We start from the raw sequence: 16,342 nt of genomic DNA, 5'->3' as shown, positions 1-16,342 counted from the left end.
ATGCAGTGCGCCGGGGTGGGTCGCAGGATTGTCACCCACCGGGTCAGCATGCCGAGGATTGCGGCGAACCAGAAGGGTGTGACCGATCTGTTCGACTTCGAAGCTGCGCGCCAGCGCCAGCGGATCGCCCCGCTGGCCGACCGCATGCGGCCGCGCGGGCTCGATGATTTCGTCGGCCAGGAGGCGATCCTCGGCCCGGGGCGCCTGCTGCGCCGCGCCATCGCCGCCGACCGGGTGGGCAACCTGATCCTGCACGGGCCACCTGGTGTGGGGAAGACCACACTCGCCCGCATCATCGCCGGGACCACCCGCTCCCACTTCGCCAGCCTGAACGCCGTGCTGGCGGGGGTGAAGGAGCTGCGGGCCGAGGTGGAGGCTGCGCGCGAACGGCTGGGTCGGCACGGTCTGCGCAGCTTCCTGTTCATCGATGAGGTGCACCGCTTCAACGCTGCCCAGCAGGACGCCCTGTTGCCCTGGGTCGAGAACGGCACGATCACCCTGATCGGCGCCACCACGGAAAACCCGTTCTTCGAGGTGAACAAGGCGCTGGTGAGCCGCTCCCGCCTGTTCCGCCTGCAACCGCTCGATCCTGGGGATCTGCGCCGCTTACTGGAGAGGGCGCTGGCGGATGTGGAGCATGGCTATGGCGGGCGGCCGATCCAGATCGAGGCCGACGCCAGCGCCCACCTGCTGGATGTGGCCGGCGGCGATGCCCGCAGCCTGCTCAATGCCCTGGAACTGGCGGTGGAAACCACAGACCCCGGCGCCGATGGGGTGATCCGCATCGATCTGGCGATCGCCGAAGAGTCGATTCAGCAGCGGGCCGTGCTCTACGACAAGCAGGGCGATGCCCACTTCGACACGATCAGTGCCTTCATCAAGTCACTGCGGGGCTCCGATCCCGATGCCGCCCTGTTCTGGCTGGCCCGCATGGTGGAGGCAGGCGAAAACCCCCGCTTCATCTTCCGCCGCATGCTGATCGCCGCCGGTGAGGACGTGGGGCTGGCGGATCCGAAGGCCGTGGTGGTGGTGGAGGCCTGCGCCGCCGCCTTCGAGCGGGTGGGCCTGCCCGAAGGGCTCTACCCCCTGGCCCAGGCGGCGCTCTACCTGGCCTCCACCGAAAAGAGCAACAGCGTGCTGGGGTTCTTCGATGCGCTCAAGAGCGTGCGTGCCACCAGCCGCCAGGAGGTGCCCTCCCACCTGCGAGATGCCAACCGCGATGGCAAGGCCTTCGGCGACGGGGTGGGCTACCGCTACCCCCACGCCTACGCGGAGCACTGGGTGGCCCAGCAATATCTGCCCGGTGCCCTGCAGGGGGAGGTGTTCTGGAAGCCGGGTGCCCTGGGCTGGGAGGGAGGGCTCGGAGCGGGCCTGCAGCGGCGTCGGGCTGCCCAGCTGGCGGCCGCGGCCGAAGCCGATCTCGAGCAGGGGATCCTGCTCACCACTGGCCCCGAGGATCCGGCTCTGCAACGTTGGCTACGGCGCCAGATCGGCAGTGAGGGCCAGCGGCTCGAGCGGCTGCGGCAGCGCTTCTGGCAGGGGGTGCGGTGGCAGCGGCAGGACCGCTGCCTGGTGTTGAATGCGCGCTCGCTGCTGTGGAGCCTGGATCCGCTCGACGCCACGCCGGAAGGAGGCGTGGTGATCACGGTGGCGGCAGAGGCGGAACGGGGCCGGCTGGAGGCCCAGCTGCAGGTGCTGGATCAGCTGCGACGCCCGCGGCTGCTGTGCGTTCCCAGTGATCAGCCCGAGGCGCTGATCGCGACTCTGGAGCCGGGGGAGCGCTTCGAGTGGATCGTGGGCCGCTCTCCTTTTCAGGAGCTGGGGCCGTCAGGCCTGGCGGCCTGGCTGGATCGCATCGACGAGCTGGCGGCGCCCCAGGCCCAGATCCGGTTGCTGCAGAGCCTGCCGCTGATCGGTCCAGCAGGAGCCCTCACTGAGCTGGTGCGGCAACGGCAGCGATCCATGCCCCGGGAGCTGGCCACCCTCCTGCAGCAGGCGGCTGCCTGGGAGAGCGGCGAACTGGCCAACGGCCCCGGCGCGGACGCCCTGCAACAGGGCCTTGAGGCGCGGGGCTGGCGCGTGGCAGCGGAACAGTGGCGCGAACCGCTCAGCGTGACGCTCTCCGCCGGTTTGCGTCAGCGCTGGTTCGGCGAGGGGGCGAGCTATGGGCGCCAGCTGAGCGCCGCCCTCGGCAGCAGCTCCACCGGGCGGCTGGAGCAGCTCAGCGCCGATCTGGAAGGGGCAGAGCTGGCACAGGCCTTGCAGCACACCCTGCTGGTGGCCATGAAAAAAGCCCCGGGAATCCCGGGGCGGTAAGGCTGAACCGCGAGGGTTCACCAGAGGCCGCGGATGGGCATGGGGTCGGCGGCGGCAGGGGCAACCACAGGAGCCTGGAAGTTTTGAACCTTGGCCACGGGATCGCCCATCTGGTTGGCCTGGATGCAGGCCGGCAGGAAGACGTACCAGGACAGCAGGGAGGTGCACTGGGCGGAACCTTCCTTGCACTTGCCTTCGGCGCAGATGTTCTGCTTGCCGTCGTAGGTGCCGCAGGTATCAGCCAGGCGGTAATCCACCGGCAGCGCCGCCATGATTCCGGCCGAGGAAATCTGGCCGTCCTTGGCATCGGCGATGATCGCGCTGCGCAGACCCTGCACGGCGTAGGTGCTCATCGTCCAGTAAGGGAAATAGCTGCGGCTCTGATTCTTGAGGAACTTCACGCCCTCATCGGAATAGAGGAAACGGGTGACGCCGACCAGGTCGACGCTGTACGACTTGGAGAGACCGTCGCGCACTTCGGCGGCCGTCCAGCCGGAAAGATTGAGGCCACCAGCCAAGCCACGGTCGGTGATTTCGCCGGTTTCAAGGAAGGTGCCGAAAGCGCCCATGGGGGTGGACCAAACGGCACCGCCGGTGTTCCAGCGCACGGGGAGGTCGTTATCAACAGCGGCGGAGGCCGGCAGGGTGGAGGCCACGAGAGCCGACCCCATCAGGAGGCCAGCGGCAAGACGCTTCAGCACGGATCAGTTCTGGAACAACAATCCGAACCTAATCAGCCCGGTTGCATCTGCCAACAACTCGTCATCGGTCGAACATGAAGACCCAAGCGCGTCAGGTGCTAGGGATGCGGCGCCTCTGCAGCGGAACCTCATCAGCGTGGGGCATGACCGGCAGGCCGCTCACCAGGGGTTCAAGACCGCACCGCCCCTGCGGTGGCGGGGCGAACGGCCGGTAGGGCCACCCAGCCGGCGGGACACAGGAGCCGGTTGTCCTGGCTGGGGAAGGCCTCGGGATCAGGCGCCGGCCGGGATCCACGGCAGACGGCACCGCGGGGGGCATTCTCGACCGCCTCCACCCGGGCAAGGTAGATCTCATCGCCACCGGTCGGGGTGAGCACCAGCTGAACCCGGTCCTGGTTGAAGACCACATCGGCCGTCATGGTGGCGGGAATCTCGATGCCGAGCACATCGAGGTAAGGGGTGAAGCCGCCCCAGAAGTAGCGGGTGATCTCCGCGCCCACGAAACGGTTCAGCAAGAGCGACACCTGTTGGCGCTGCCCGAGCAGGGCTTCCTGGGTCTCCAGCCGCGCCAGCAGACCCGCCGTGTCCGCATCGGTACGGCTGGCCAGGGGGGGGTGCAGGCGCATCTGGGTGAGGCCGGCCAGGCCGAGCACCGCCAGGAATCCGATCAGACCGAGGCGCACGACGGGGGCCATGAGCGGCCAGGAAGTGGGCGGACCCTAGCCGCCCCTAGGCTCCAGCCAGCCCAGCTTTGGACAGCTTCATGACCCTTGAGATCGGTGATCCCGCGCCTGAGTTCACCCTGCCGGATCAGGAAGGCCATCCGGTGCAGCTCTCCGCTCTGAAGGGCCAGCGCGTGGTGATCTACTTCTATCCGAAGGATGACACCCCTGGCTGCACCAAGGAAGCCTGCGGCTTCCGCGATCTGTGGAGCCAGTTCGAAGCCCATGGCATCAAGGTGCTGGGCATCAGCAAGGACGGGGCCGCCAGCCACGGCAAGTTCATCAGCAAATACGAGCTCCCCTTCACCCTGCTCACGGATGCGGAACCCTGTCCGGTGGCCACCGCCTACGAGAGCTATGGACTGAAGAAGTTCATGGGCAAGGAATACATGGGGATGATGCGCCACAGCTTCGTGGTGGCCCCCGATGGCACCCTCGAGAAGATCTACCGCAAGGTGAAAGCCGAGGAAATGGCGGAGCAGGTGCTCATCGATCTGGGCCTGAGCGCCCCAGCCGCCTGAGCCGGGCAGCGCTCAGCGCGTCCAGCGCCTCCAGCGCCAGGTCGGGCACGAGCTCGAACGGCTGACCCAGCTCCTGCAGCAGCGGGGCCAGCCGGGGGCCATCGCCGCCGGTGAGCCACAGGCCCGGCGGCGGCTCCGGATCGTGTTGTCGGCAGGCCCCGGCGATCGCATGGGCCAGCCCCCACAGGCAACCGCTGGCCATGGCAGCTCCAGTGACGCTGGGCCAGAGGTCGAGGGGCATGCCCGGATCCGGCAGTCGCTGTTGCGGCAGCAGGGCCGTGGCCCCGGCCAGCGCCGCCAGCTGCAGACCGGCGCCAGCCAGCAGCCTTCCGCCCGCGAAGGCGCCGCTTCCGGCCACCCGGGTGAGGCTCAGCGCCGTGCCGGCATCGGCTACCAGCACCGCGCCACTGGTGCCATCGCTTTGGCCACCACCCCCCAGGCGCCCTTGAGGCGCCAGACGCGCCTGCTGACGCTGCCAGGCTCCCCAGCCCGCCAGAGCCCGATCGATGCCAAGCCAGGCCGGCATGCCCAGCAGGGGCACGGCATCAAGCGTGCACCTGTGCCGCAGCGGCAAGGCCAGCTCCGGCGGCAAGGGGCCCACGGCGGCCCAGGCCACCAGCAGGTCGCGGTCTGCTGGCTCCAGGCGCTGGGGCGGCCGCGTGCTCCAGCAGCGGAGGCCTGCCAGTTCATCAGGCTCCGAGGCCGGTTCGCGCCGCCCCCAGTGCCAGTGAGTGTTGCCGATCAGCAGCACCAGGCTCGCAGCGCGGCCCGGAGTGCCGCCGGCGAGCCCCACCACCTAGATGCCCTCGCCCATCACACCGGAGAGATGGATGCCGCATTCCTGATGCAGGCCACCGAAGCGGGTGGCGCGGCCACTACCGTCGTCGGGGCCGCTGGAGTGCCAGTCGCCCACAGTGGAGTACCCCTGTTCGAAGAGCGGGTGCTGGGGGAGGCCGTTGTTCTGCAGGTAGTAGTAGACGTCCCGGTTGGTCCAGTTCAGCAGCGGTCGAAGCGACCAGCGGCCCCGCACCGGTTGGAGCGGCAGCATTGAGGCGCGGTGGTCAGTCTGTACGCCACGCACCCCGCTGGCCCAGCAGGCCACGCCGATCGTGTCGAACGCGCGATCGAGTGGTTCCACCTTGCGGAGGCGGTGGTACAGATCCAGATCATCGGCATCGCCTGTGGCCCACAGCCGGCCATGCAGAGCCTCCATACGGGCCGGGCTGAGCTCGGCTTGGGCCACGTGCAGATTGAGCGACAGCAGATCCGTGAGCTGCTCTGCATAGCGGTAGGTCTCGGGGGGGAGATAGCCCGTGTCGACCCAGATCACCGGCAGAGCGGGATCGTGGGCGGCGGCCATGTGCAACAGCACCGCAGACTGAATGCCAAAGCTGGTGATCACGGCGAAGCGATCCCCGAAGGTGTCCGTTCCCCAGCGCAGCTGATGCGGGGGAGTGAGGCTTTCCAGTACCGCCCCTGCGGCCTCGGCGTCGAGTGGCAGGCCCTGGCGGTCGGTGGGAAGGGTGGGGGAGATGGTGGCGGCCATGAACGCCATCATCTCCTGTGATGAAACGCTCTGGTTAGGGTTCGGGTAGCCAACGCCACAACCGAGACGCCGTACCCATGGCGGAGACCAGCGGGGACCGCACCCCCTTCCCCAATCCAGCCGAAGCCGGTGCGGGCACCACGTCCTCGTGGGAGCCCCCCCATCCGGTGGTGATCGTCGGGGGCGGCTTCGGTGGCCTCTACACGGCGTTCGCCCTGGCTGCCCGGCGTGACCCTCCGCCTGTGGTGCTGGTGGAGCCGAACGAGCGGTTCGTTTTTCTGCCGCTCCTCTACGAGCTGCTCTCCGATGAGCTGCGTGCCTGGGAGGTGGCGCCGCCCTACGCCAGCCTGCTGGCCAGCCGCGGCATCGCCTGGCTGCGCGACCGGGTGGTGAGCATCGACGCCGCCAGCGGCACCGTCACCACCGCGCAGGGCCGCTGCCTTCCCTACTCCCGGCTGGTGGTGGCCACCGGTAGCCGCAGCAATGATTTCGGCATCCCCGGCGTGCACGACCACGCCCTGCAGTTCCGCTGCCTGGCGGATGTGGAGCGCCTTCAGGCGCTGGTACAACAACTCCAGGCGCAGCAGCGCCCCCTACAGCGTCTGGCGATCGTGGGGGCCGGGGCCAGCGGAGTGGAGCTGGCCTGCAAGCTTGCCGACCTGCTGCACGGCCACGCCGTGCTGGAACTTGTGGAGCAGGGCGCCGAGCTGTTGCCTGAGGCGCGAGCCTTCAACCGGGAGCAGGCCCGCGCCGCCCTGCTGCGCCGCGATGTGCGCCTGCGCACCCACACCCGGGTGGAAGCCGTGGAGGCGGGCGGGGTCACGCTGCGACACGAACCGGCGGGCGGGGGCGCCGCCAACACGGAGCATCTCAGCGTCGATGGCGTGGTCTGGACCGCCGGGGTGACAGCGGCGGCGCCGGCGATCACGCCCACCGCGGCCACCGACCGCCGCGGCCGTCTGCTTTGCCACCCCGATCTGTCGTTGGTGCACCATCCCCACCTGTTTGCCCTCGGCGATGTGGCCCATGCGGCCGATGCCGATGGTGAGCCCCTGGCCGGCACGGCCCAGGTGGCCTTCCAGCAGGCCGACGTGCTGGCCGACAACCTGATTCGCAGCCTGGCCGGCGAACCCACCAGCCCATTCCGTTGGAACGATCTCGGCGAGATGATCAGCCTTGGCATCGGCGAGGCCAGCCTCACCGGGCTGGGCCTCACCCTGGCCGGATCCGCCGCCTACCGCCTCCGCCAGCTCACCTACCTGGGCCGTCTGCCGGGGCTCCCCCACCAGCTGCGCGTGGCCGCCGGCTGGCTTTCCGACCTGGGCCGCCCCCTGTTCGGCGCCGGCGAACCCGCCCGCACGCCGCCGCCCCGACCCTGATCGCCGCCGCTGCCACGGACGCCTGGCCGGCCCCGAAGGGGCTGCTGCTCGATGCGATGGGCACCCTGATCGGCCTGCGGGAATCGGTGGGCACCACCTATGCCGCCGCCGCCGCCGGGCATGGAATCACGCTGAGCGCTGCCGCGATCGACCAGGTCTTTCCGGCCGTGCTGCGCCAGGCCCCGCCCCTGGCCTTTCCGGGTCTGCAACAGCAGGAACTGGAACGGGCCGAGCGGCAGTGGTGGGGCGCACGCATCGATGCTGCCCTGCAGGGCGCTGGCAGCGGCGCGCCCGCCCCTGGCGCCCTGCAGGAGGAGCTGTATCTCCGCTTTGCTGATCCTGCTTTGTGGCGGGTGCTCCCCGGGGTGGCTCCCGCGCTTGAACACTGGGCGGCCGTGGGCCTCCGGCTGGCGGTGGTGAGCAATTTCGACGGGCGTCTGAACGGGCTGCTCAGCGGGCTGGGCCTGGCGGAACATCTTCAGGCGGTGATCGTGTCCAGCGCGGCCGGGGCCGCCAAACCCGATCCCCTGCCCTTCCGGCTGGCGCTGACGGCCCTCGGCCTTGAGGCCGCTGAGGTGTGGCATGTGGGGGACAGCCCCGAGGATGCTGAAGGGGCGGCTGCCACCGGTGTGCGTTGCCTGCGGATCCAACGCCCCTGACCCGATGCACCCGCGCCGTTGAAACAAGCTGTGCTGCTGGGGCGTGTCAGCGGTCTGCGCCCCGCCCAGAAACGCCGCCTGGAGCGGCTGTCTCACCGCCGGCACCCGGAAGGGGGAGGCGCGGAACTGCTCTGCCTGCAACGGCTGGCCGCCGAGGCCCGTGAGCTGGAGCTGCCGCTGAGCCTGGTGGTGGACGGCCGCGGCCTCACCCGCCTGCTGTGGGTGGGGCCACTGGAGCAATCGGGCCGGCTGATCGAGCGACTGCCCGGCAGCGAGCGGCGCCAGGGGAGCGACCTGCGCCTGATCACCTGCGTGGGCCGCAAGCCCGGCCTGGAGCCGCTGGCCAGCGAAGCGCTGGTGGGGCTCGATCTGGAGCCGCTGGTGTGGCTGCGCTACCCCGACAAGGCCGCCGCGGGGGGGCGCTGGGCGGCAGCGTCCTACACCATCAGCCAGGAGGAGGGGCGCCCCTGGGCCCTGTACCGAGAGGCCGACCTGGCCGAGCTCTGCGAGGCCGCTGACTCGCCGTTGCCCGCGGAGGCCGCCAACGACGCCCCGGGGCCGGCGCCCCAGGCTGGGCCCGAACGGGTGCTGTTGCTGGCCCTGATCGGTGAGGACGGTGCCGCCAGCCAGCGCGACATCGCCGAGCTCGAAGGGCTGGTGCGAAGCGCCGGCGCGCTGCCGGTGGGCTTGATCCAGCAGAAGCGCCAGCAGGCGGCGCCCCAGACGCTCTGGGGGGAAGGGAAACTGCGCGAGGCGGCCCTGGAGGCCCGCCGACTGGGAGCCACCCTGGTGGTGACCGATCGGGACCTGACGCCGGTGCAGGCCCGCAACCTGGAGCGGCTGCTGGACCTGCCGATCAGCGACCGCACCGAACTGATTCTCGACATCTTTGCCCAGCGGGCCGCCAGCGGCGCCGGGCGTCTGCAGGTGGAACTGGCCCAGCTGCGCTACCGGCTGCCGCGGCTCAGCGGCCGCGGCCAGAGCCTCTCGCGTCAGGGGGGTGGCATCGGCACCCGGGGCCCGGGGGAAACCCAGCTGGAAAAAGACCGGCGGGCCATTGCCCGACGCCTCGACCGCCTGCAGCGGGAGGTGCAGCGGCTGGGGGAGCACCGGGCGCGCCTGCGCGAGGGACGCCAGGGCGTCAGGCGGCTGGCCCTGGTGGGCTACACCAATGCCGGCAAGAGCTCCCTGCTCAATGCCCTCACCCGCCCGGTGGCGGGGGAGGAGGTGCTGGCCGAGAACAAGCTGTTCGCCACCCTCGATCCCACCACGCGGCGGCTTGACCTGCCGGATGGGCAAGGGGGGCTGGTGCGGCTGTTGATCACTGACACGGTCGGCTTCATCCGCGCCCTCCCGCCGCCCCTGGTGGAGGCGTTCCGCTCGACGCTGGAGGAAACCCTCGACGCTGATCAGCTGCTGGTGGTGGTCGATCTTTCGGACCCGGCCTGGCCGCAGCAGCTCGAAGCGGTGAACGCCCTGCTCGACACCCTCGGCAGCACCGCGCCGCGTCAGATGGTGGGCAACCAGATCGACCGCTGCGACGCGCAGGCGCTGGAGCTGGCCCGCACCTTGCACCCCACCATGCTGTTTGTGTCAGCGACCGCAAACTTCGGCCTGGAGGGACTGCGTAACTGGATGATCACCCGGGTCAGCTGACCGCAGGGCTATGGCACGATCAACCATGTCTCATCCCCCCTGCCATGCCTCTTCAACTCGGTGACACCGTCCCCGATTTCACCCAGGATTCCCAGCTGGGTCCGATCAACCTCTACGACTTCGCCGGCGACAGCTGGGTCGTGCTGTTTTCCCACCCGGCTGACTACACCCCCGTGTGCACCACGGAGCTGGGTGAAGTGGCCCGCCTGCGCCCGGAGTGGGAGAAGCGCAATGTCAAGACGATTGCCCTGAGCGTTGATTCCGCCGAGAGCCACAAAGGCTGGATCGGCGACATCAATGAAACCCAGTGCACGATCGTTGATTATCCGATCCTGGCGGATGCGGACAAATCAGTGAGCGATCTGTACGGGATGATCCACCCGAAGGCGCTGAACAACCTCACCGTGCGTTCGGTGTTCATCATCGATCCCAGCAAGAAACTGCGTCTGCAGATCACCTATCCCGCCAGCACGGGCCGGAACTTCCATGAAATCCTCCGGGTGATCGATTCCCTGCAGCTCACCGATCACCACCAGGTGGCCACACCGGTGAACTGGCAGCAGGGCGACGACTGCGTCGTGGTTCCCTCGATCTCCACCGAAGACGCCCGGGCCAAGTTCCCCAAAGGCGTCACTGAGGTCAAGCCCTACCTGCGCATGACCCCCCAGCCCAACACGTGATCACACGATCGGGCTGGCAGCACGTCTCATCGTTCCGCGGTTCACCCTGGTGACAGGGATGCTGGTGATCGCCCTGAGCACCGTGGTGATGGCCAGCCCGTTCTGCTCCAACGACGACGTGTGCTGGTGGGAAGGGTTGTTCACCGTCACCTCGGTGATCACGGTCATGCAGCTGTCGATCATCGGTGTCGGCACCACAACCACCACATTCGCCCTGCTTCGTGCTGTGCGTGGTGGCCATGGCCCCGGTGCTTGGCCTTCGACGCCGTGAGGCTCGATGTCGGCGTCACCGCCCAGTTCAACCGCTGGGGGCAGTTGGTGCTGATGGTGGGCATGCTTGTGGGCCGGGTGGGGATTCTGCTGCTGCTCTCCTCCCTCTACCCCAACAGGACCCACAATCGTGAGGGCTATCCCCGCGAAGAGCTCTCCCTCTGATCGTCATGCGCCTTTCCCTGTGTCCCCTGCCGTTGCACCGCTCATGACCCAGTGGTGGCAGTGGCAAGGTGGCAGCGACACGGTATCGAGAAGCTTCGCCGTGATCGGCGTGGGCCGCTTCGGCAGTGCCGTCTGCAAGGAGTTGCTCCGCTTCGATGCGGAAGTGCTGGCCATCGACAACTCCCAGCGGGCGATCGATGAAATGCGCCAGGTGGACCCGGCCATCGAGGCGCGGGTCGTGGACTGCACCGATGAGGAAGCGCTGCGCGCAGCTGGCGCCCTTGATGTGGGCACGGTGGTCGTGGCGATCAGTGAGCCGATCGAGGCGAGCATCACCGCCACCTTGATCGTCAAGGATGCTCCCGGCAGCCGCGTGCGCCAGGTGATCGCGCGGGCCACCAGCGATCTGCACGAAAAGATGCTCCGGCGGGTCGGCGCCGATCGGGTGGTGTTCCCCTCGAAGATGCAGGGCACCCGGCTCGGCATGGAGTTGGTGCGGCCCAACTTGCTGGAGCGGCTGCGTCTCGACGACCGCAACAGCATCGAGGAGATCAAGGTGCCGTCGGCGTTCGTGGGTCGCTCGTTGCGCGATCTGAACCTGCGCAAGAACCACGACGTCAGCGTGCTGGCGGCCGGTCCCCAGAACCACCTCACCGTGAACCCTCCGGCCTCCCACGTGCTCAACGAGGACGAACTGCTGGTGGTGATGGGCAGCAGCGAGGCGCTCGAGGCCCTCCCCTCCCATTGAGCCGATGAAGGTTCTGGGCCTGATGAGCGGCACAAGCGCCGATGGCATCGACGCCGTGCTGGCCAGCTTTGAAGGTCCTCGCGACCATCCCCGTTGGCGTGTCTTGCACAGCACCTCGACCCCCTACCCCGAGCAGCTGCGCTCCCAGTTGGTGGCGGTGGGTCAGGGGGAGCCACACACCGCCGCCGCGCTATTGGATCTGGCGGAGGCGGTCACCATCGAACAGGCGCGCACCGCCCGCAGCTGCGATCCTGCCGGCGAGGCGGAGCTGGTGGGCTGCCATGGCCAGACCCTCTGGCATCGCCCGCCCACACCCGAAGGTCGCGGTGCCAGCTGGCAACTCCTGCAGGGCCCCCTGCTGGCCCAGCTGTTGCACACGCCGGTGGTGTTTGATCTGCGCGCCCATGACCTGGCACTCGGCGGGCATGGCGCGCCACTGGTGCCAGCCGCCGATGCCGCGTTGCTGCCACGCATCGGCGGCTGGCGGGCGGTGCTCAACCTCGGTGGCATCGCCAATCTCACCTTGCTGCCGCCGGCCAGTGGCCCGGAGCGGCAGGCCCCGGTGACGGGCTGGGACTGCGGCCCGGCCAACACTCTGATCGACCTTGCGGTGGCGCAGTTCAGTGATGGCCGCCTCGGCTACGACCGCGATGGCGCCTGGGCTGCCCGCGGCAAGGTGCAGAACGCCTTGATCGCCCGTTGGCTGCAGGACGACTATTTCCACTTGCCACCGCCGAAGTCCACCGGCCGCGAACTGTTCGGCCAGGAGGATCTGCGCCGCCGCCTGCAGGAACTCGCCCTGGCAGCCGAACCCGGGAACTCAGGACTTGCCACCCAGCAGGCAGATGCACTTGCCACCCTCACCGCCTTCAGTGCGGCGGTTGTCGCTCAGGACCTGGAGCGGGGCACCCGGCCAGTGGAGCTGGTACTGGCCGGCGGCGGCGCCCACAACGGCACGCTGGTGCGTGAGCTCCGCCAGCGCTGCCGCGGCGTGATGGTGAGGCCCCTGTCGGAGCTGGGGGTGGAGCCAGCCCAGCGGGAAGCGCTGGGTTTCGCGCTGCTGGCCTGGTGGCACCACCACCGCCATCCCGGTTCCCTTCCTTCCGTCACCGGGGCCTCCCGCAGCGCAGTGCTGGGCGTACGCGCAACTCCCACCACCTGAGCGCCCGCCACTGCCGCTGCCGCAGGCACCGGCCAGCCCAAGCCGCGGTCAACCGACGGACCAGAAAGCCGTTCAGCTCGCCGGCCGGTAGAGCCGTAGGCGCCGCGGCGCCCCCCGCAGACGACCTGGTCCATTGCGTTGCTGCCGCTCCAGGGCTTGGCGGAACTGATCGGTGCGCAACTGGCGCTGACTGCGGGCATCGCGCGGCCGTTCCGGCGGCAGCTCGGGCGGCGGCTGATCGAGACGATCCAGGCCCTGCTGGATGAGCACCTTGGCCATGTTGCTGACCGTGCGCGACTCCGCCTCCGCCACCGCGGCGAGCCGTTCACAGAGTTCTTCAGGCAGCACCACCTGAATGCGAGGTGACTTGGGGCGGCCGCTGGCGGAGGTCTGACGGGTGGCCACGGCCCCAGGGTGCGCTTGCTCTACACACGAGTGTACAGAGGTGCACAGGGATAGTATCCAGCCGTATGCTTGTGGAGCTCTGCGCATGCGCCGCCCCCAAGCCATGACCAAAGCCATGACGAAAGCTGTGACCCGGGCCACGGACGGACCCACCACCCCCGGCGACACCAAGGCAAGCCAGGTGGCAGCCTCGAAACCCGCCAGGCGCGCCGCCAGCAAACTGCCAGCCCAGGCTGCCGCCAGCACTGCAGCCCGCGCCGCCGGCCGCAGCGATCGATCGGGCCGCGGCGCCGAGAAAAGTGACGTGCTTGTGTCCGCCGTGATCAGCACGTATCTGCTCACCCATCTGCACCACGTTCTTCAGCGCGCGGAGTTCGCCGCAGCCCAGGAGGGCCACAAATCCCAGGCCTCCAACTACGCCCAACTGCGCAAGGTGCTCTGCCTCGACGCCCGCACCATGGAAGATGCCTCCGCATCCGAACAGGAGGAGCTCGACTCGCCCTGCGCGGCCTGAAGCGAGCGCCCCGTTCCCGCTGGCCAAGCAACGCTCAGACGCACCCTGTCACAGGCCCGGCCGGCGATTCCCACGGCGCAGGAATGCATCCGGCAAGGTGTTGGGACGGTATTCAGGGAACGCCGACCCCACCTTGGACGCCTTCCCTCTGATTCCTTCGGCCTCGCTGGCCCCCGCCCTGCTGCCGGTGCTGTTGGTGCTGGCGGCGGCCCGCTGGCTCACCCACCGGCCTGAAGCCCTGCGTCCGCTGGCGGCGCGCCGATTGGCGGTGGCGCTGCTGCTGTTTCTGGTGCTGCGTTACCTGGTGTGGCGGGTGGGCTTCAGCCTCAACACCTCATCAGCGCTGGCGCTCACCCTCTCTCTGGTGCTGCTGGGCTGCGAAGCCTTCCTGCTGGGCACCGGCATGATGCAGATCCTGCTCAGCTGGCGCGCGATTCCGCCACGGGAGCGGCAGGCCGATCGACTCGAAGCCTGTTTCCGCATCGGAACCTGGCAGCCGCCGGTGGATGTGCTGATTCCCACCTGCGGCGAGCCGCTGGCGGTGTTGCGGCGCTGTCTGGTGGGCGTGACGGCGATGCGTTATCCCCACAAGCGCGTGTTCGTGCTCGACGACAGCGGCCGCGCTGAGGTGGAAGAGCTCGCCAACCGCCTCGGTTGCACTTACCTCAGCCGCCTCGATCGCCGCGGCGCCAAGGCGGGCAATCTGAATTTCGGTCTCAGCCACAGCCATGCGGAACTGGTGGCGGTGTTCGATGCCGACTTCATCCCGCAGACCCACTTTCTCGAGCGCACGCTCGGCTTCTTTCTGGAGGCGGATGTGGCGCTGGTGCAAACCCCCCAGACCTTCATCAACGCCGATCCGTTGATGCGCAACCTGGCGATGGAGCGCTGGCTGCTGCCCGATGAGGAGAGCTTCTACCGCTGGATCCAGCCGGTGCGGGATGGCAATGCCGCCGTCGTCTGTGCCGGCACCTCCTTCGTGGTGCGGCGTTCGGCGCTGGCGGCCATCGGTGGGTTCAACCCGGGGGCGCTCTCCGAGGATTTCGTGGCCGGCCTGGAGCTCACCGCCCGCGGCCATCGCCTCGTGTACCTGCCGGAGAAGCTCAGCGCCGGTCTGGCGGCGGAAACGATGGCCGATTTCGTCCAGCAGCGCTTGCGCTGGTGCACCGGCACCCTGCAGACCCTGCGCCTGAACGCCAATCCGCTGCGGCTGCGGGGGCTCTCGGCCCAGCAGCGCTTCTCCTACAGCGAGGGACTGCTGCACTGGTTCAACAACCTGCCCCGGCTGATCCTGCTGCTGATGCCGTTGTGTGTGGGGCTGCTGGGCATCCTGCCGATCCGCATGACGCTCGAGCAGTTTCTCGTTTACGCCCTGCCCGTGCTCTGCAGCCAACTGGCCCTGGTGGGCTGGCTCACCCGCGGCTCCCGCCATGCCCTGCTGCCGGAGCTGATGAGCTGGCTGTTGGCGGTGCCACTGGCGATCACCGTGCTGCGCAGCCTGGTGATGCCGGGCGGAGGCTTCACGATCACGCCCAAGCACCGCCTGCGCCAGCACGGCGGAGGCGCCTGGTCGTTGATGTTGCCGCTGCTCGTGCTGCTGGTGGTCAACCTCGCCAACCTCAGCGCCGTGCTGCTGCAGCTGCAGGCGGGCCCGCTGGCTCCCACCACCCACTGGGTGGGGCTGTTCTGGGGCGGCCTCAACACCTTTGCCCTGCTGGTGGCGTTGCGCTGCTGCATCGATCCCCCCTGTCTCGATCCCACCCCCTGGCTGGCGCTCCACCTGCCGGTCCAGCTGCGGGCAGAGGGGATCACCTGCACGCTCCAGCTCGAAGCCATCAGCGAGCGGGGGTTGGAAGGCCGCCTCACCGCCGACCTGCCGCCGTTCAGCGAGGCCACCCTGCAGCTGCCTGGCCTGCCGGCGCCCCTGCCGGCCAGCTGCCTGGCCAAACGCGAACGGAACGTGGCACTGGCCTGGGAGGCGCTCAGCTGGGACAGCCACAACGCGCTCATTCAGTTTCTGTACTGCACCCCGGGCAGCTGGCCGCAGCGTCAGGCTCCGCCGGAGTGGAAGGCGCTGGCGGTGCTGTTCTCCCAGCTGCTGCGGGCCCCGCGGGAGGCACGCCCCTTCCGCCGCAGCCTGGTGCCGAAGTCCATCAACACCACACAATCTCTCGCCCCACTCACCAGCCACCCATAACGTCGAACCAGATCAACGGCTCCCATCCGTTTCCATGACAGATTCCAGCGCTGCTCCAACCCCCGTTGCCGAGCTGTACGCCCGCATCCAGCAAGACCACGAGCTCACCCAGTTGCTGTTCCGCCAGGCGCTGCAAGACCCGAAGGGCACCTTGCAGCGGATCGTGGAACTGGGCGCGCAATGGAATCTGCCCGTCACCGCTGAGCAGGTGAAGGAGCATCTGGCCAGCCACGATGAAGGCACGCGGCAGTGGCTGGTCAAGGCGCGCGGCGGGCTCTGATCGAGGTGCGCAGCTATCTGCTCAGGCCAGGCCAGCGAGCTCTACGTAACCCGGCCGGCGTGGCTCTGCGCAAGCCCCTTGGCGCACGTCTGATGAAGAGGGAGGTGCGCCAGCTCAGGGGTATGTGCGGTCCGCTGGCAGCGGCAGGTTGCCCCCTGCTAACGGCGCGGCTGTTCCTTGGGGGCGCGCCAGCTCGGTTCCCGTTCCTTCCGGCATGGGCGTCAGGCTGCGCGGAGCCAGGCGATCGGAGCGGCCACCCTGCGACCAGCTGAAGAACAGCCAGTAGCTCACCAGTGCCAGACCGGCGGCCACCACCAGCGCCGCCACTTGCTCCAGTCGTTTCACCATGGCTCCAGCCGGTGGGTCATCATCGCGGCGCCTTTCTCCTCCCTCCAGTGTGCCGATACGGTTCCAGGCGGGC

At 68.9% G+C, this 16,342-nt stretch carries 19 protein-coding genes; 13 read left to right on the top strand and 6 right to left on the bottom strand.

The genetic code is table 11. The annotated features are described in order from the left end of the window. Positions 1-48: 48 nt before the first annotated feature. On the top strand, positions 49-2,316 hold the full coding sequence (locus KBZ19_RS11235; protein ID WP_255101002.1) for an AAA family ATPase: 2,268 nt from the start codon (positions 49-51) through the stop codon (positions 2,314-2,316). Positions 2,317-2,333: 17 nt separating this feature from the next. Here KBZ19_RS11235 and KBZ19_RS11230 read toward each other — a convergent pair whose 3' ends face one another. Further along, entirely contained in the window at positions 2,334-2,987 is a 654-nt protein-coding gene (locus tag KBZ19_RS11230) for an alpha/beta hydrolase (RefSeq protein WP_094512787.1), read from the bottom strand. A gap of 200 nt (positions 2,988-3,187) precedes the next feature. Continuing rightward, on the bottom strand, positions 3,188-3,712 hold the full coding sequence (locus KBZ19_RS11225) for a hypothetical protein (protein ID WP_094512480.1): 525 nt from the start codon (positions 3,710-3,712) through the stop codon (positions 3,188-3,190). Between the two features lie 68 nt (positions 3,713-3,780). On the opposite strand from KBZ19_RS11225, the gene bcp reads away from it, so the two are divergent. Continuing rightward, a complete protein-coding gene (bcp, locus tag KBZ19_RS11220; RefSeq protein ID WP_094512786.1) occupies positions 3,781-4,260 on the top strand; it encodes a thioredoxin-dependent thiol peroxidase in 480 nt (159 codons plus the stop codon). Here the strand turns inward: bcp and KBZ19_RS11215 are convergent. Both KBZ19_RS11215 and KBZ19_RS11210 read right to left on the bottom strand, forming a co-directional pair. Then, entirely contained in the window at positions 4,226-5,056 is an 831-nt protein-coding gene (locus KBZ19_RS11215; RefSeq protein WP_255101001.1) for a type III pantothenate kinase, read from the bottom strand. The genes bcp and KBZ19_RS11215 overlap by 35 nt on opposite strands. Then, on the bottom strand, positions 5,057-5,806 hold the full coding sequence (locus tag KBZ19_RS11210; RefSeq protein ID WP_233132926.1) for a phosphoadenylyl-sulfate reductase: 750 nt from the start codon (positions 5,804-5,806) through the stop codon (positions 5,057-5,059). Between the two features lie 77 nt (positions 5,807-5,883). Between KBZ19_RS11210 and KBZ19_RS11205 the strand changes: the two genes are divergently transcribed. The 8 genes from KBZ19_RS11205 to KBZ19_RS11170 are packed head-to-tail and all read left to right on the top strand — an operon-like array spanning position 5,884 to position 12,525. Continuing rightward, entirely contained in the window at positions 5,884-7,185 is a 1,302-nt protein-coding gene (locus KBZ19_RS11205) for an NAD(P)/FAD-dependent oxidoreductase (RefSeq protein WP_255101000.1), read from the top strand. Next, a complete protein-coding gene (locus tag KBZ19_RS11200; protein WP_261346547.1) occupies positions 7,182-7,844 on the top strand; it encodes an HAD-IA family hydrolase in 663 nt (220 codons plus the stop codon). Before KBZ19_RS11205 ends, KBZ19_RS11200 begins: the two co-directional genes overlap by 4 nt. 18 nt (positions 7,845-7,862) lie before the next feature. Beyond that, positions 7,863-9,500, top strand: a complete 1,638-nt coding sequence (gene hflX, locus KBZ19_RS11195; RefSeq protein WP_255100999.1) for a GTPase HflX — start codon at positions 7,863-7,865, stop codon at positions 9,498-9,500. A gap of 44 nt (positions 9,501-9,544) precedes the next feature. Beyond that, entirely contained in the window at positions 9,545-10,180 is a 636-nt protein-coding gene (locus tag KBZ19_RS11190) for a peroxiredoxin (protein ID WP_094512461.1), read from the top strand. A 49-nt stretch (positions 10,181-10,229) separates the two neighbouring features. Beyond that, positions 10,230-10,451 (top strand): hypothetical protein, encoded by a 222-nt coding sequence (locus tag KBZ19_RS11185; RefSeq protein ID WP_255100998.1) that lies wholly within the window; start codon positions 10,230-10,232, stop codon positions 10,449-10,451. Further along, complete coding sequence (locus tag KBZ19_RS11180) at positions 10,448-10,615, top strand: hypothetical protein (RefSeq protein ID WP_255100997.1); 168 nt, start codon at positions 10,448-10,450, stop codon at positions 10,613-10,615. Before KBZ19_RS11185 ends, KBZ19_RS11180 begins: the two co-directional genes overlap by 4 nt. A 43-nt stretch (positions 10,616-10,658) precedes the next feature. Continuing rightward, a complete protein-coding gene (locus KBZ19_RS11175; protein WP_094512450.1) occupies positions 10,659-11,363 on the top strand; it encodes a TrkA family potassium uptake protein in 705 nt (234 codons plus the stop codon). Positions 11,364-11,367: 4 nt separating this feature from the next. After that, positions 11,368-12,525: an anhydro-N-acetylmuramic acid kinase gene (locus KBZ19_RS11170; protein ID WP_255100996.1), complete on the top strand. Its 1,158-nt coding sequence runs from the start codon at positions 11,368-11,370 to the stop codon at positions 12,523-12,525. 72 nt (positions 12,526-12,597) lie between these two features. Here the strand turns inward: KBZ19_RS11170 and KBZ19_RS11165 are convergent, their stop codons facing one another. Beyond that, positions 12,598-12,930, bottom strand: a complete 333-nt coding sequence (locus KBZ19_RS11165) for a ribbon-helix-helix domain-containing protein (RefSeq protein WP_094512444.1) — start codon at positions 12,928-12,930, stop codon at positions 12,598-12,600. A gap of 220 nt (positions 12,931-13,150) precedes the next feature. Here KBZ19_RS11165 and KBZ19_RS11160 point away from each other — a divergent pair, with 220 nt between their 5' ends. From KBZ19_RS11160 to KBZ19_RS11150, 3 genes are all read left to right on the top strand, one after another. Next, positions 13,151-13,444, top strand: coding sequence for a hypothetical protein (locus tag KBZ19_RS11160; RefSeq protein WP_261346545.1), 294 nt, complete (start codon positions 13,151-13,153; stop codon positions 13,442-13,444). A 133-nt stretch (positions 13,445-13,577) separates the two neighbouring features. Beyond that, the gene (locus KBZ19_RS11155; protein WP_255100995.1) at positions 13,578-15,641 is read left to right on the top strand and encodes a glycosyltransferase; all 2,064 of its coding nucleotides are present in this window, start codon (positions 13,578-13,580) and stop codon (positions 15,639-15,641) included. Between the two features lie 34 nt (positions 15,642-15,675). Then, positions 15,676-15,921 (top strand): hypothetical protein, encoded by a 246-nt coding sequence (locus tag KBZ19_RS11150; protein WP_094512441.1) that lies wholly within the window; start codon positions 15,676-15,678, stop codon positions 15,919-15,921. 114 nt (positions 15,922-16,035) lie between these two features. Here KBZ19_RS11150 and KBZ19_RS11145 read toward each other — a convergent pair whose 3' ends face one another. Further along, positions 16,036-16,269, bottom strand: coding sequence for a hypothetical protein (locus tag KBZ19_RS11145; protein ID WP_255100994.1), 234 nt, complete (start codon positions 16,267-16,269; stop codon positions 16,036-16,038). Positions 16,270-16,342 lie beyond the last annotated feature (73 nt).

The organism is Synechococcus sp. L2F, assembly GCF_024345695.1.
GTDB lineage: Bacteria > Cyanobacteriota > Cyanobacteriia > PCC-6307 > Cyanobiaceae > MW101C3.
This window is presented reverse-complemented; position numbering and strand designations above follow the sequence as displayed.

Bases quoted from the DNA above. Each gene is read 5' to 3' on its own strand.
- KBZ19_RS11230 (WP_094512787.1), bottom strand. From the start codon at position 2,987: ATGGGGTCGGCTCTCGTGGCCTCCACCCTGCCGGCCTCCGCCGCTGTT.
- KBZ19_RS11235 (WP_255101002.1), top strand. From the start codon at position 49: ATGCCGAGGATTGCGGCGAACCAGAAGGGTGTGACCGATCTGTTCGAC.
- bcp (WP_094512786.1), top strand. From the start codon at position 3,781: ATGACCCTTGAGATCGGTGATCCCGCGCCTGAGTTCACCCTGCCGGAT.
- KBZ19_RS11150 (WP_094512441.1), top strand. From the start codon at position 15,676: ATGACAGATTCCAGCGCTGCTCCAACCCCCGTTGCCGAGCTGTACGCC.
- KBZ19_RS11205 (WP_255101000.1), top strand. From the start codon at position 5,884: ATGGCGGAGACCAGCGGGGACCGCACCCCCTTCCCCAATCCAGCCGAA.
- KBZ19_RS11210 (WP_233132926.1), bottom strand. From the start codon at position 5,806: ATGGCCGCCACCATCTCCCCCACCCTTCCCACCGACCGCCAGGGCCTG.
- KBZ19_RS11170 (WP_255100996.1), top strand. From the start codon at position 11,368: ATGAAGGTTCTGGGCCTGATGAGCGGCACAAGCGCCGATGGCATCGAC.
- KBZ19_RS11175 (WP_094512450.1), top strand. From the start codon at position 10,659: ATGACCCAGTGGTGGCAGTGGCAAGGTGGCAGCGACACGGTATCGAGA.
- KBZ19_RS11190 (WP_094512461.1), top strand. From the start codon at position 9,545: ATGCCTCTTCAACTCGGTGACACCGTCCCCGATTTCACCCAGGATTCC.
- KBZ19_RS11225 (WP_094512480.1), bottom strand. From the start codon at position 3,712: ATGGCCCCCGTCGTGCGCCTCGGTCTGATCGGATTCCTGGCGGTGCTC.
- KBZ19_RS11145 (WP_255100994.1), bottom strand. From the start codon at position 16,269: ATGGTGAAACGACTGGAGCAAGTGGCGGCGCTGGTGGTGGCCGCCGGT.